Annotated in this window: 15 protein-coding genes and 1 pseudogene; 12 read left to right on the top strand and 4 right to left on the bottom strand. The window is 32.3% G+C overall.

Annotated features, from left to right (window positions below; all coding sequences use genetic code 11):
- Positions 1-23: 23 nt before the first annotated feature.
- The 5 genes and pseudogenes from FYJ81_RS06670 to FYJ81_RS13105 form a co-directional block, all read left to right on the top strand.
- Positions 24-1007, top strand: a complete 984-nt coding sequence (locus FYJ81_RS06670; protein WP_107383999.1) for a D-cysteine desulfhydrase family protein — start codon at positions 24-26, stop codon at positions 1005-1007.
- 117 nt (positions 1008-1124) lie between these two features.
- Positions 1125-1454 carry a thioredoxin family protein gene (locus tag FYJ81_RS06665; protein ID WP_107384000.1) on the top strand — a complete coding sequence of 110 codons (330 nt, stop codon included), beginning with the start codon at positions 1125-1127 and terminating at the stop codon, positions 1452-1454.
- 218 nt (positions 1455-1672) lie between these two features.
- Entirely contained in the window at positions 1673-2194 is a 522-nt protein-coding gene (locus FYJ81_RS06660; protein WP_107384001.1) for a GNAT family N-acetyltransferase, read from the top strand.
- Positions 2195-2518: 324 nt separating this feature from the next.
- Positions 2519-3487, top strand: a complete 969-nt coding sequence (locus tag FYJ81_RS06655) for an alpha/beta hydrolase fold domain-containing protein (protein WP_119535586.1) — start codon at positions 2519-2521, stop codon at positions 3485-3487.
- A 228-nt stretch (positions 3488-3715) separates the two neighbouring features.
- Positions 3716-3945: pseudogene (locus tag FYJ81_RS13105) on the top strand (hypothetical protein); the annotation flags it as partial.
- Here FYJ81_RS13105 and FYJ81_RS06650 read toward each other — a convergent pair.
- Both FYJ81_RS06650 and FYJ81_RS06645 read right to left on the bottom strand, forming a co-directional pair.
- Complete coding sequence (locus FYJ81_RS06650) at positions 3931-5094, bottom strand: ArgE/DapE family deacylase (protein WP_107385993.1); 1164 nt, start codon at positions 5092-5094, stop codon at positions 3931-3933. The pseudogene FYJ81_RS13105 and the gene FYJ81_RS06650 sit on opposite strands and share 15 nt — an antisense overlap.
- A 144-nt stretch (positions 5095-5238) precedes the next feature.
- A complete protein-coding gene (locus tag FYJ81_RS06645; RefSeq protein WP_107384004.1) occupies positions 5239-5562 on the bottom strand; it encodes a hypothetical protein in 324 nt (107 codons plus the stop codon).
- A 428-nt stretch (positions 5563-5990) separates the two neighbouring features.
- On the opposite strand from FYJ81_RS06645, the gene pgsB reads away from it, so the two are divergent.
- Genes pgsB through FYJ81_RS06625 form a run of 5 tightly spaced genes read left to right on the top strand, consistent with a single transcriptional unit; the run spans position 5991 to position 10430 of the window.
- On the top strand, positions 5991-7148 hold the full coding sequence (gene pgsB, locus FYJ81_RS06640; protein WP_019470028.1) for a poly-gamma-glutamate synthase PgsB: 1158 nt from the start codon (positions 5991-5993) through the stop codon (positions 7146-7148).
- A 1-nt stretch (position 7149) separates the two neighbouring features.
- On the top strand, positions 7150-7602 hold the full coding sequence (gene pgsC, locus FYJ81_RS06635; RefSeq protein WP_046206761.1) for a poly-gamma-glutamate biosynthesis protein PgsC: 453 nt from the start codon (positions 7150-7152) through the stop codon (positions 7600-7602).
- A gap of 14 nt (positions 7603-7616) precedes the next feature.
- Positions 7617-8687 carry a CapA family protein gene (locus FYJ81_RS06630; protein ID WP_107384006.1) on the top strand — a complete coding sequence of 357 codons (1071 nt, stop codon included), beginning with the start codon at positions 7617-7619 and terminating at the stop codon, positions 8685-8687.
- On the top strand, positions 8677-8835 hold the full coding sequence (locus FYJ81_RS13005; protein WP_182467335.1) for a hypothetical protein: 159 nt from the start codon (positions 8677-8679) through the stop codon (positions 8833-8835). The genes FYJ81_RS06630 and FYJ81_RS13005 overlap by 11 nt, the downstream gene beginning before the upstream one ends.
- Before the next feature lie 2 nt (positions 8836-8837).
- On the top strand, positions 8838-10430 hold the full coding sequence (locus FYJ81_RS06625) for a gamma-glutamyltransferase (protein WP_107384007.1): 1593 nt from the start codon (positions 8838-8840) through the stop codon (positions 10428-10430).
- Positions 10431-10514: 84 nt separating this feature from the next.
- Here FYJ81_RS06625 and FYJ81_RS06620 read toward each other — a convergent pair whose 3' ends face one another.
- Both FYJ81_RS06620 and FYJ81_RS06615 read right to left on the bottom strand, forming a co-directional pair.
- Positions 10515-11603, bottom strand: a complete 1089-nt coding sequence (locus tag FYJ81_RS06620; RefSeq protein WP_154409490.1) for a YkvI family membrane protein — start codon at positions 11601-11603, stop codon at positions 10515-10517.
- Positions 11604-11620: 17 nt separating this feature from the next.
- Positions 11621-12958 (bottom strand): aspartate aminotransferase family protein, encoded by a 1338-nt coding sequence (locus FYJ81_RS06615; protein ID WP_107384013.1) that lies wholly within the window; start codon positions 12956-12958, stop codon positions 11621-11623.
- A gap of 550 nt (positions 12959-13508) precedes the next feature.
- Here FYJ81_RS06615 and FYJ81_RS06610 point away from each other — a divergent pair.
- Together FYJ81_RS06610 and FYJ81_RS06605 are read left to right on the top strand one after the other, a co-directional pair.
- Positions 13509-14093: an MptD family putative ECF transporter S component gene (locus tag FYJ81_RS06610; RefSeq protein ID WP_107385996.1), complete on the top strand. Its 585-nt coding sequence runs from the start codon at positions 13509-13511 to the stop codon at positions 14091-14093.
- Position 14094: 1 nt separating this feature from the next.
- A complete protein-coding gene (locus FYJ81_RS06605) occupies positions 14095-14814 on the top strand; it encodes an energy-coupling factor transporter transmembrane component T (RefSeq protein WP_154409489.1) in 720 nt (239 codons plus the stop codon).
- The last annotated feature ends 5 nt before the right edge of the window (positions 14815-14819 follow it).

Genomic DNA, 14819 nt, shown 5'->3' with positions numbered 1-14819 from the left:
ATTGACGCAGGAGGTTAAAAATAATGTTAAATAGAAAGTTAGATGTCGCCAACTTACCCACGCCTATTCATAAGTTAGAACACTTAAGTAAACGTTTAGGCAAAGAAATTTATATTAAAAGAGATGATTATACTGGCACTGAAATATCAGGGAATAAAGTAAGAAAGTTAGAGTATACGATACAATATATAATTGATCATGGCTATGATACGATTATTACAACAGGTGCAATCACATCTAATCATGCCAGAGCAACAGCAGCACTATGCGCAAAATATCAAATTGAATGTCATCTCGTGTTAGAAGGTACAATGAAATCTTTTGAAGGTAATTTATTCTTAGATGCTATGCTTGGTGCACATGTACATGTGATTGACGACGATCAGTCTCGAGAAATAGCGATGGCACAATTGAGCCATACACTAGAAAGTAAAAACAAAACACCTTTTATGATACCAACTGGCGCATCAGATTGGATAGGTACGCATGGTTATATCAATGCTTTTGAAGAGGTTATAGAACAAGAGGCTGAATTAGGTTGTCATTTTGACTCTATTAATGTAGCTGTAGGCTCAGGTGGCACATATGCAGGTTTATGGTTTGGTAAACACAGTCACAACCTACCGACAAAGATAATTGGTTATGCAGTCAATGAAAGTGCAGCAGCCTTTAAAAATAAAGTGCAAACAATCATTAATCATTTAGATGAAAACATAGATACATTCGATACAATTACCATTAATGATAGTTATATTGGATTAGGTTATGCACAAGCAACAGATGAAGAATTAGCATTTTATATTGATATTGCACAACAAGAAGGTATTGTTTTAGATCCAACCTACACAGGAAAAGCTTTTAGAGGTATGGTTAAAGAAATTCAAGAAGGAAAATATGATGATCAACAAACAATTTTGTTTATTCATACAGGTGGACTACAAGGTTATACAGAGGAAACTAGAACACGTATTCAACGATTACTGCCAAATTTCAATAATGATTTGTAAATATATTTAGATATGATGATTACGTACACATTTTGTAGTCAAAAGCATATAAATTGCGAAGTATACTATATATGGTGCATAATATTAAACACTTTATAATTAAGGAGGGTGTTCTATATGACTCAAACATTAAGTTCCATGGATGAATATCATTCATTTATTAACAAACATCCGCTCGTAGTCATTCATGTAATGAGAGATAATTGCAGTGTTTGTCATGCGGTATTGCCGCAAATTGAGGACATGTTGCGTGAATTCCCAGACATACCATTAGGTGTGGTTAATCAAAGTAATGTAGAAGAAATAGCTGGTGAATTATCTATCTTTACAGTACCAGTTGATTTGATCTTTCTCAACGGTAAAGAAATGCATCGTCAAGGTAGATTTATTGATATGCAACAAATAGAACACCAATTATCCATAATGTATGAAAGTTTAAAATCATAAATGAATATGAAATAGTTGTGCATTATAAGTAATTAGACATCCTGTTGTTAGTTTATTAACATAAAAGTAATACTAATAATAGGATGTTTCAATTTAAAAACCTTATAATTAAAAGTAAATTGTCTAAAATAAAAATGAGGTAAATTAAATCACAAGTATCATATATAATAAAAATAATGTATGATAAGATTAATCTATTGAATTGAGGAGGAGTATTTATGCGCATAGAAAGAATATGTCCGAATGAAGCTGAAGCGCTGTATACTTGCATGAAAAAGATTGATCAAGAGACACAATACATGCTCTATTTACCTGATGAAAGAAGTTTTAATAAAGATAGACTTGTTGATGATATTAAACACAATTTCTATATTGGTGTTAAAACTGATGAAAATGACATTCTAGGATATTTATCTGTACATATTAGTAGATTAGCGAAAATTAAGCATATCGGTTATATTGTGACCGGTGTGATAAATGAAAAACACCATCAAGGGTTAGCAACAAAGATGTTTCAAGAAACAATAAAATGGGCTGAGCGTAAAGGGTTAAGAAGACTAGAATTAACTGTCATTACAACTAATACTCCGGCAGTTAAATTTTATGAGAAATTAGGATTCAAAATTGAAGGTATCAAACATGAATCTATTTATATGGACCATCATTTTTATGATGAATTATATATGTCAATGATGATAAATCAATCATTTTCAATAGATTCAGCTATACTCGAGAGCTAACTTAATACAAATTAACATTACATCATTTCGTAATGAAATGTACAATACATATTAATAAAATGAGTTAACGATAATTCAACTTCGCTCTAGTTTTGGAGAATTGTATCCAAAAGGCGTTTTATAGCATTTTCTTAAAAGGATTATTTGCTATATTTTGATGTGTGAAGCGCACTAGTCACACAACATATTTGAGCATGGTAGGCTTGTGTGAGGTGTTAATGTTTAAGTGTTTATTAAACTTATGGATGGAGCACAATATATAGTTTAGTTTATTGTTGATACTAACCAAGTCACGAAGTAATTGTTCATTGGAGGTAATATGAAATGCTAAAAAGAATATTAACCATTGCAAGTGTTAGTGTGATAGCTTCATATTTATACGCCAAGCTTTTAGAAAAACGTAGTTATAAAAGCTTTTTGTATGAAATAATGATTAGAGCAACAAAGATGAAACAACCATTTGAAAAGAAAGCAAACGCACAAAAAGCGCTTGAATTTGTTAAAGAACAAACACAAGGCGAGTACGAAGGTACGAATTATAACTTTGACAATGCTGTTTATACTAAAAAAATTCACAATGTAACCAATTATATTGTGAATGATAAAGAAGATCGTCAACAAAAAGTAGTGATATACATTCACGGTGGAGCGTGGTTCCAAGATCCACTGCCATATCATTTTGAATATATAGATATGTTGGCAACAGCCTTTGATGCAAAAGTAATAATGCCAATATATCCTAAAATTCCACATGCAACATATAAGGAAACTTTTGAATTACTAGAAGAGATTTATAGACGTGAATTAGAACAAAAGGTGAGTTCAGAGCGTGTTGTTATCATGGGCGATTCGGCTGGAGGCCAAATTACATTATCTTTTGCACAGTATTTAAAAACAGTGAATATGTCACAGCCAAGTGATATTGTGATGATTTCACCAGTACTGGATGGTACATTTAGTCATCCTGAAGTTTACAATTATGAAAAAATTGATCCCATGTTAGGTGTTGAGGGCAGTAAATATTTAATTAGTCTATGGGCTGGTGAACTGTCATTAACGGATTGGAGAGTTTCGCCAATTTACGGATCATTCAATGGATTAGGAAAAATAACCATTTCAATTGGTATAAAAGAAACGCTTTATCCTGACGCGGTTAAATTATCGCAAGTGTTAAATGCTCAAGGTATTCATCATAACTTTATCCCAGGATACAAGCTATTTCATATTCATCCTATCTTCCCAATTCCTGAAAGAGCACAATTTATCAATAAGTTGAAAAAAATTATAGACTGATATAATCATGTTTTAACGCGATAGAGAGTCTGGAACATAAATTTCAGAAAAATAGCACTCAGATGATTTAATTCAATTCATCTGAGTGCTTCTTTTTTATGCAATATTTCGTATTGTTGGCTCGCTTTCTTTGGGGACAGTTTCAGACTGCCCTGTTCCCTCAAGAGTCTCCCCAAAATACGTCACATTATTGAACACGAAAAATGTAGTATAGGTTAGGAAAACAAACGCGTCAAAAGCGAACTTGGCGTTGTATTAATGGCACTTGATATAAGAAAGTAGTAGATCAACGAGCTAACTATAATCAAAATAATAATGAAAAAGACAATTTCTATATTATTTCAATAGAAATTGTCTTTTTTCACTTGTCCAAGAACTTTATGTCCCATGCTCATTTGATTTTATACTATTTTATCAAAATGGTATTTATAATCGATTTACAATCATACTTCGTTTGAATTATTTAAGTAAGTAGAGAAGAAATCTGTAAATAAATCAACAAATGTCAGATATATATCTTTTTCCACGTGTTCATCTACTTGGTGTGCTTGGCTTACAGCCCCAGGGCCATACATGATAAATGAAAAGTTTTCATCTTTGTCTACTAGTAAATCAGACGCGTCGGTAACACCAGGTGAAGCTTCAGTTGGTAATGTAGTATTTAAATATTTTTCTCCCATTTCAACAGCAAGTTCAGCTAATTGGTTTTGTCCTGTAGTATAAACAGGTGGTCTAGACATGTATGTGTCAATATCGATATCCGTTTGTTCAGTTTCGACTTGTTTTAAGATTTCGTTGAAATATGAGATGAACTGTTCGTTATCATGCTCAGGAATCGTACGAATATTAAATTCAGACTCAGCATGTTCAGGAATGGAATTCACCTGATTACCACCGTTGAAAATTGTGGCATTCATAATTGCATTGCCTAATAAATCATTACTTTTAGTGAATTTTTCAAAGCCTTCATCAGCTTTATAAACAAATTTTACTAATGGTGAAATTGCATTGAAACCAAGTTGAGGCATAGAACTGTGTGAAGCCTTGCCACGAGAAGTGACGCGAATATCCATTGATCCTTTATGTGCATAAATAATTCGATCTTGAGAAGGTTCAGCAATCACTAGTGCATCAACATCATTCATATATCCTTTATCTTGAAAAGCTTTTGCGCCTTCACCTACAATTTCTTCACCAGCAGTTGCTAGTAAACGAATTTTTCCGTGTTGTAATAAGTTTTGATCATGAATATCTATCATACTGATTACTAATGCTGCTAAACCTGATTTCATATCAGCTGAGCCACGTCCGTAAAGTTTACCATCAACTTCAGTAAGTTTGAATGGATCATACGTCCATTTACTTTCATCGCCCGCAGAGACAACATCCATATGACCGGAGATACCTAATACTGGACCATCTTTACCGATTTCAGCAACTAAATTTGCGCGACTGTCGTTAATTTTAATGATGTCGGATTTTATGTCATGTTCTGCTAATAACTTTTGCAGATATTCACAAACTTCGATTTCATTGTCATTAACTGATTTAATGCTAATCAAGTCTTCTAATATTTGAATTTTTTCTTGATCAGTAAATTTACTCATAATAAAAACCTCATTTCAGATATAATAAGAAAACTAATATCTTTATTATATCTGAAAATTCAGACGCTTTGAAATTATACCCCTTTGTAAAAAATACATAATAACTAGATTTTGAACAAATTGTCAAAAATAGGTGACAAAAAATTAAACATGGTTTTTAGATGCGTCATTATCTAAAGACCATGTTTTTATAGTGTTATATTGATTGATTGTTGGTTGAGCCACGTGTTTTGATTGCAAATGTTTAGGGATAGAGCGGTTTTCTTGTGTAGATGGTTCAGAAGGTTTTGAAGTATTGTTGGTCTCATCTACATTTTCAATATGTCTTGTATTATCTGTATCAAGTACTGCACCACGCATATCATTACCTTGGAAGCTACCTACTAAAATCATGATTAAATAACCACAAGTTATGAGTGCAACAATAATGAGATAAAGTGAAACAGTTAGCTTTACAGGTTTGCTCATGTCCATCCTCCTAAAGTATCTTTAATTCCTTTCACCCTTAAGATAACATTCGAATTTTAATAATGTGTAAATTTCAAGTAAATATTATATTTCATATTTTCAGCCTTTATTATTAATTGATGAAAAAATTTTTATAATATTTTTTACTTAAATTTTTTTATTTAAGAAAAAGGATTAACGTTGATATGAAAGTATTTCATTTAACCTTTAATATAATTTTACATTGAATGTAAATGTGTATTTACATTCAATTAACAGTTAATTTATAGACTTTATATAAAATCAACAACTACGTGGTAGCATGTCAGTATTGAAAGGTATAAAGATTTGTTTATACACAAAGGCCATTTTTTGTGCTAGATATTTTCACTAGATTAATGATCTTTGCACGCATTTAATAAATACGCAGATGAAAAGAGGGACAGAGTTTGCTACTAATCATAATTTGTATAGGCGTAATTCTATGGCTAGGAATTGTCGAAAAACGAAGACATTCTGACAGATTAGAAAAGATTCCTATACGTATTAATATAAATGGTATTAGAGGTAAATCAACGATTACACGCTTGATTTACAGTATTTTGCGGGAAGATAAATACCGCGTGATTGGTAAAACAACTGGTACAGATGCACGCATGATGTATTGGTTTACACCAAGAGAATATCCTGTATATAGAAAACCTCAAGGTGCAAATATAGGTGAACAACGTGATATCGTCAGAAAAGTTGTGAAGCAAAGAGCTAATGCATTAGTTAATGAGTGTATGGCAGTTAATCCAGACTATCAAATTACATTCCAAAAAGATTTAGTGAAAGCGAATATTGGCGTCATTGTTAATGTAATGGAAGATCATATGGATGTGTTAGGGCCAACGTTAGATGAGGTTGCTCAAGCATTTACAGCAACTATTCCATACAAAGGTCATCTCGTCGTAATGAAAGATGATTATACTAAATTTTTTGCTAAAGTAGCTAAACGGCGTAAAACAAAATTAATTGTTGTTGATAAGGAAGAAGTACCAGAATCATATTTACGAGAATTTGGATATATTGTCTTTCCGGATAATGTAGCAATTGCAATGGGTGTAGCTGAAGCATTAGGTATCGACAGAGATACTGCCTTAAGGGGCATGTTAAATGCACCACCTGATGTAGGTGCTGTAGAAGTTAAATACTTTAATGCAAATAATACAACTAATGTGTATGTGAATGCTTTTGCAGCAAATGAGCCACAGTCTACTAAAGCCATTTTAAATAAAGTAGAGTCATATAATTACCCATATCAAAGAATCGTGATTATCTTAAATTGTCGTTCAGACAGGGTAGATAGAACTCGACAATTTGCAGAGAATTTCATAAAAGATGTACCGTTCGATACATTAATTTGTACCGGAAAAAGTACTCAAATGGTTACGGAAGTAATGAGAGAATTACCTGATAAAAAATATTTGAATTTTGAAGGTAAAAATATAAATGAAGTTGAACGTGCGCTTTATGCAGAATCACACAATGCTTTGATTTTCTGTGTTGGTAATATTCATGGACCAGGAAAAGAAATCGCACAATATATAGAAGGGATACATTAATATGATAGGTTCAGAGTTATATTTTTCATTATTCGTGGGGATTGTTTTAAGCCTCATTTTTGCCGAGAAATTCGGTATTAGTCCTGCTGGATTAGTTGTACCAGGATATCTAGCTCTCATATTTGATCAACCAATCATGCTACTATCTGTACTAATCATTAGTTGCATTACATATTTTATTGTGAACCATGGTATTAGTCGCTTTGTCATTCTCTACGGGCGTAGGAAATTTGCTGCAATGATATTAACTGGAATGGTATTAAAATTTATATTTGACTTAATTTACCCCTTAACCCCGTTTGAGATGGTAGAAATGTCCGGTATTGGTGTCGTAATACCAGGTATCATTGCAAATACTATACAAAAACAAGGTGTTGTAATTACTTTATCTACATGTATGTTACTAACATGTATTACATACATTGTTTTATTCTTTTATAGCTTTATTAATTAGTAAGGAGCAGATATATGAAGCAATCTAAACGATTCTCTATCGATGAGCGTGTTTTGAAATGGACAAAACGCCATAAAAGAAGGAATTCCATATATACCGGCTTGATATTAATTATAGCGTTGATTTTGTTAGTATTTGTGTTGAAGCATCAGGATTTTGAGCCTGTTAAAGCTATGAATAAAGGAAAAGATGAAATTAAACTAACATATCTAGGTAATGTGGAATTAAATAGTCATACGAGAAAAAACAATATTAATGATACCTTTAGCGCCGTTGAAGACATGTTAAAAAACAGTGATTATTCAACAGCAAGTTTGAAACTAACCAAATTTTCAGATGATAGAAAAACAAATATTACTAAAAATTTAGAAAATGTAATGTTTTTAAAAGGTTTAAATATTAAAAGTTTAAATATCATAAATCAAGTCACTGATAATATTACAGCAAGAGATTTTAGTAGAGCTGTTGAAGCACAAAATGGTTATAATTTTTTAACTGGTAATGGTTCTAATCCTATTAACAGTAAAACAGTACAACAAACGGTGAAAGGTAAGAAAGTAGCAAACGTTTCCTTTACAGACGTTGAGTCTGATTACACAGATCCATTGAAAAATACTACGTCCATCAGCTTGGAACCCAATATCTATGTTCCATTAATAAAAAAATTGAAAGAAAAAAATGATTATGTAGTAGTTAATGTGGACTGGGGGATAACTGATGAAAGGTCAGTAACAACAAGACAAAAAAAATATGCACACTCTTTAGTAGATGCGGGTGCTGATGTCATCGTCGGACATAATACAGTTGTTCAGGAAATTGAAAATTATAAAGACGCTAGCATTTTTTATAGTTTAGGTAATGTCACCTCAGAAGGTTTCTTATCAAAGAATAAACAAGGCTTAGCTGTCCAACAAAATTGGAATGGTAAAAATTCTAGGTTTATGATCACCCCAATAAAAACAGTGGGTGGTAAATTGACTAAATCTACACCCAACAAAATTGAAGAAACTAAATTATTAAACAATATAAAAGGTGACAACATTAATCTTAAAAAAGAGAATGGAGGTTATATTTATGAACATTAAAGACCATTGGGTAAGTATTACAATCATTGCAGTTGTATTGATAATATTCTTACTAATTGTATTCGCTAGAGCGAATGAAGGTTTAGACCATTATGAACAAAATGAACTTAAATCTTCACACCATCAATATTTGTCTAAAGGAGCTTAGCTATGAGTATTTACAATAAAAAAACGCTCATCGTAATATTACTCCTTACTATTATCATATCCTTCACATTTTATATGATTACAAAAAAGGATAATTATAATAAAGATGATTTATATGAGAATAAAATTGCAGATCATCAACAAGACATATCGGATAAAAATTACGGTGTAGCTTCCAATAATCCGATTGCTACACGTGTTGGAGAGAAAATTTTGCAAGATGGCGGTAATGCAGTTGATGCTTCAATCGGTGTCTCATATGCGCTTGCTGTCACTGAACCACACTCATCAGGTCTAGGTGGTGGAGGTGCAATGCTGGCTTACGATGGTCAAGAAAATGTTGCGCCGAAACAATGGCAATATAAAGATATTTCTTCCTTTAATTACAAACAAAAAGATAAAATCGGTGTGCCAGGTTTCGTTCGAGGTCTTGAAGATGCACATAAAGAAGCGGGGAAAATGGATAGAAAGAAAATCATGAACTATGTTATTCCTTTAGCTGAAGAAGGTTTTGAAGTTGATTCAGAACTAGAAAGAAGTTTGAAACTATATGGTTCGGACGTAGATAGAGATTCACCTTTCTTTGAAGGAGAGCAAACAAAAAGAGAAGGTGATGTCATTAAACAACCAGCTTTAGCTAAAACATTGAAAGGTATTAGAGACAATGGTCCTAATTATTTCTATGATAAAGTTGGTAAAAGTGTCACTAAGCAAACGGATGACAAACTAACAGAAAAAGATTTTCAAAGTTATAAAACGGAGAAAAAAGAGCCAGTGAGTACAGATTACTTAAATAATAAAGTTTATGCGGCTTCAAATCCTTTAGGAGGATCATTGATGCTTCAAGGTTTAGAAATTGACGAAGCTACAAATAATCAAGCAGCTCAAGGTAATCGTCTAGATTATATTACTGGTATATTAAAATCTAGAGATTTAATGTATCGAAATAGGGATATTGTAAATGGACAAGATGAAGATTATGATGAATATCTTTCACAAGATTACTTGTTAGGTAGATTAAATGAAATTAATTTTGAAAGTAATTTTAATACCAATAACATCGATAATACAAGTACAACACACTTTGTAGTAGTTGATAAAAATGGACAATTGACAAGTACAACGAATACATTAGCAAGCTTCTTTGGTTCAGGAAAGTATATGAAAGAAGGGTTCTATATGAATAATTCATTGAGCAACTTCTCTTCTAATCCATCTAGTCCAAATTATGGTGCGAAACACAAGCAACCACGTTCATTTACTTCACCGAGCATCGTAGTTGGTCCTGATTATTATATGGGTATAGGAACGCCAGGTGGTAACAAAATTCCGACTACATTAAATGAGGTGATTATTGATTACTTACGTAACGATGGTACGCTACAAGAATCTATCAATAAACCGCGTTTTTATAACGATGGAGGCAAAATCTTTTATGAAAATGCTACTGACCAGCAAGATATAGACATTTTCAAAAGTTTAGGTTTTGAAATTGAAGAAAAACGTAATGATCCTAACTTTGGAAGTGTACAAGCTGCGCTTTATAATAAAAATGATAAAACAGTAGAAATCGGTCATGATGTGGGGAATAGATAGTCTGTTTTCAATAAACTCAATAAAAAAGTCCAAGGCATAAATTAATGTCTTGGACTTTTTTTATTGAATTTTAACGGCTGTCATTTATGTACTACGTTTATTGACGAAATTATTATATAACGTACGCACAAAAATGATAACTACAACAATTGCTCCTATATAACCTACAAATGGATATATAATGGATACTAATTCTCCAAAAGGTAATGTACCACAAATTATAAAAATAATACCTAACACAACTGTTACAGGAACGCTAAGTTTTGATGGGAAAATCTTCATAAATTCATTTTTAACTAACCAATACATTGGTGCAGTTGTAGAATAAATCCCTAATAAAATACATACTGAAAATATAAATGCTATAAACGGCGCAATCGTATTACCTAAATAAAGTACAGGAACCTCTAATTCAAATACATGATCAGAATGCACTAATAGCGCAATAATCATTACAATTACTGTTAACATCAACACAGAGCCTCCAACAATTCCAGTAATACCAGCTTCTTTTCTACTATTTGATCGTTGACCAAGTTGTGAAAAGAAGATACTGCCTGCTAAGATGTTGTAACAGAAAAATAATCCGCCAGATTGCCACCAATGTGTTGTTGGTTGTAAATTTTTAGCGCTTTCTGGTAAATAGAGCATATTAGATAAACTACCGATATTTGAGAAGAAAACAATTAAGCAAATACCAATTGTTAAGATGACAATAATCGGTCCAACGGTACCAATAATATCGACTAACTTTTGTAATCCTAAAATAACTGTAATCATTGCGACAATGCCCATACCTAGTACACCGACTAGATTTGGGAGATGGAATTGTTCTGCTACTACAGCTCCTGTACCAGCAATCATGATGACAACAATGCTAAAAATAAAAATAATTGTAAAATGTTCAATCAGCGTACCCAAGATGTTGCCGCAATAATACTTAAATATTCTGCCTGGCTGTTTTAATTGAAGATCAAATCCTTTCATCATTAAGGTGGAGCCAAGTAGACAGAATAATAATGCGCTAACTAAAGCTCCGAATATACCATATATGCCAAAGGATGCAAAAAATTGCATAACTTCTTGTCCAGTTGCAAAACCAGAACCTATGAGATAAGCGATGTAAGCACCGCTAAGTTTTATAACATTTGTGAGTTTTATTTGTTGTTGCATCATTGATCCCTCCAATTTTACCAACCTTGACCAGCAATGTCGTAATTGTCTAATTTTCCAGATGCTAAATCTTCAATCGCAGATTCTAAGACATTTAATGCTGTATCAAGTTGGTTATACGTTATGACTAACGGAGGTTGGAAACGGAGTACGTTTCCAGCTACTGCAATAATAACAACACCATTATCAAAACAGCGATTGCAAATTTTTAATGCGGCTTCCGCATCACGTGTCTTATTTTCTTTATCAGAAACGATATCTATCCCGATAGATAACCCTTTACCTCTAACATCTCCAACAGCATCAAATCGTTCGATCCATGAATCCATACGGTTACGTACATACTCACCTTTATCTGTACTCGCTTGAAGTAAATTTTCATCCTCTATCATACCAATTGTAGCTAATGCCGCTTCACAGCTTACTGGATTAGCGCCAGTTGTAAATAAATGTGCTGGTGCTTCTAATGTATCCATTATTTCAGCACGACCTACAATTGCAGACATAGGCAGACCGCCTGCTAACGATTTTCCAAATGTAATCAAATCTGGTTCAATATGATAATGTGAAACTGAACTCCATTCACCAGTACGACCAAGTCCTTGTTGGATATCATCCACTGCTAATAATATGCCGTGAGCTTTACATAAATCTTGTAAAGCTTTAAAGTAACCATCGACTGGTTCCAATAATCCACCATCACCTTGTATCGTTTCAATCACGATACAAGCTACTTCATCAGCAGGTACATATTTTTCAAACATTTCTTTAAGTGGCGCAAGATATTCATCGACAGTGTTAGCGTTTGGACTACCAAACATACCTCTGTATCTATCAGGGAATGGAATATGATAGAATCCTGGTAACATTGGGCCATACTTTTTTCTCATGTTTAAACTTATGGCAGACATCGATAATGACCCATATGTAGAACCGTGATAAGCATTAACGAAACTGATGATATAAGGTCTTCCTGTATACGCTCTTGCAAGTTTAACGATGCCGTCGTTTGCATCTGAACCAGAAAGTCCGAAAAGTACACGTTTTTCATAATCCCCTGGTGCAATTTCACAGAGTTTCTTAGCAAGTTTAACTAAAGGTTCATGATACATATAAGCAGGCGTATAGTGTATGAATTTATCTACTTGTGATTTAATAGCATCTGACACTGGTTGAGGTGCATGTCCTACATTTTGTGAACTAGCACTCGCAAGTAAATCGATATATGTATTGCCATCCATATCAACGAGTGTTGCGCCATAGCCATGAGAAATAGCTAATGGATAGTATTTTATTCTTCCCGGTTTCGCAAAATACTTACTATCTTCATTGATTAATTGTGCAGCTCTCTCCATTTTCTCCATAATTTTCAATCCTCCCATGTATTACTTAATATAAGTCTGTTTAATAGTTATACAAATTAAATACACACCTTTTACTTCATATCCCGTTGTTTAAAGAGAAAGGTGTTATTAAATATTTTTCGTTTACTTCAATAATTTTTAAAAATGAAATGAAGTGGTGATACGTATGAATATACTAAGAAAATTCGGAATTGTAAATATATTCTGAAAATTTAAAGTTGAATAACACTTAAAAAATGTAATATGACACATATAATCTTGAGGAATGGATTGTATGATGACAAAATGTATTATCTTTGCTTTTAGAAATGACGTATTGATTTTTGTGGAAAATAAGAATAAATGAATATCTAAATGTGAAATGGAAAGTTAGTTTTTGAGAAGTTTTTCGTTTATAATATAAATAAGAGGAGCTATGCAATACGATGTAATTGATAATTATTTTCAATTATAGTATCTTGAGTCTACAATGATGTTATAGCTTAATTATGTCTACTTGTAATATTAATATTTATCGTTATGTGTAAAGAGGGAGTTTTAGATGAATAATAGTAAGATAGAAGTTAAAGATTTAATAAATATAGGACTCTTTACGGCAATATATTTTATTTTTATAGCACCTCCTGGCATTTTAGGTATTATACCTATATTCATGTTATTGCTTCCTGCAATGGTTGGTTTAGTAGGTGGCATACCTATTATATTACTGATATCAAAAGTTCGAAAATTTGGTGCATTGACGATATGCGGTACGATTGTAAGTCTTATTTTAGCTATAATGGGGCATCCATGGATTGCGTTGATATTTAGTATACCTGTTATATTAATTGCAGATGGCTTAATGGCCATGAAACACTATAAAAGCTGGAAATACAATTGTTTAGGGTATATTCTCTTTTCCTTTTGGCCTATTGGTACATTTATACCATTTTACTTTATGAGAAATTCATATTTATCTTTTATTCAAGACAAATACGGTATTGAATATCAGAATACTGTCGCCACTTTATTTTCTGTTGAAATGATACCAGTTATTATTATTACTACAATAATTGGTGCATGGATTGGCGTTTATATAGCAAAATTAATTTTAAAAAAACATTTCAAACGTACAGGTATGATTTAAAATGTATAGTCAAACTATCCCACAGACCTATTTATTAAATTTAGACCCAAGAATTAAAATTGCGTTAATCTTGATGATATCACTAGTTGCATTAACAGGTGGCGTTACAGGTGTTGAAGTGTATTTAAGAGCAATAATAATACTTGTTCCAGCATTACTATTATTATGTATTAAGAAATATACAATAGGGTTATTCATTTTGATTTTAACTGTGATAGCGTGGTATGGAGAAGCATTTGTAGCGATTGGTGGTAACCAAGTTGCCACATTATTGATTTTTGTACCTTTGGGCATCATAACACGCTTTTTACCTTCACTTGCAATGGGCTATTATATTTTTAAAACTACACAAATTGAAGTGTTAATAACAGGATTAGAACGGATGAAATTATCAAGAAAAATCACGATCCCGATTGCCGTTATGTTTAGGTTTTTGCCAACAATTAGAGAAGAGTCAGCTGCTATAAAGGATGCTATGAAAATGAGAGGTATATCTTTGAAAATCGCCTTTATACATCCAATACAATATGTTGAATATCGTGTTGTCCCATTACTAAACAGTGTTGTGAAAATTGGTAACGAATTAACAATTGCTTCAATTACACGCGGTTTGAATTTAACGCATAGACGTACATCAATTATTTCCCTTAAAATTCGTTGGTTAGATTGGTTGTTATTAATATTATTACTGTTACTTTGTATCATTTATTATGTAATGTGAGGGTA

The sequence above is a fragment of the Staphylococcus sp. McC-251-APC-3A2 genome, assembly GCF_009695665.1.
Taxonomy (GTDB): domain Bacteria; phylum Bacillota; class Bacilli; order Staphylococcales; family Staphylococcaceae; genus Staphylococcus; species Staphylococcus cohnii.
Note: the sequence above shows the minus strand (reverse complement) of the source record. Positions and strands in the feature narration are given on the sequence as shown.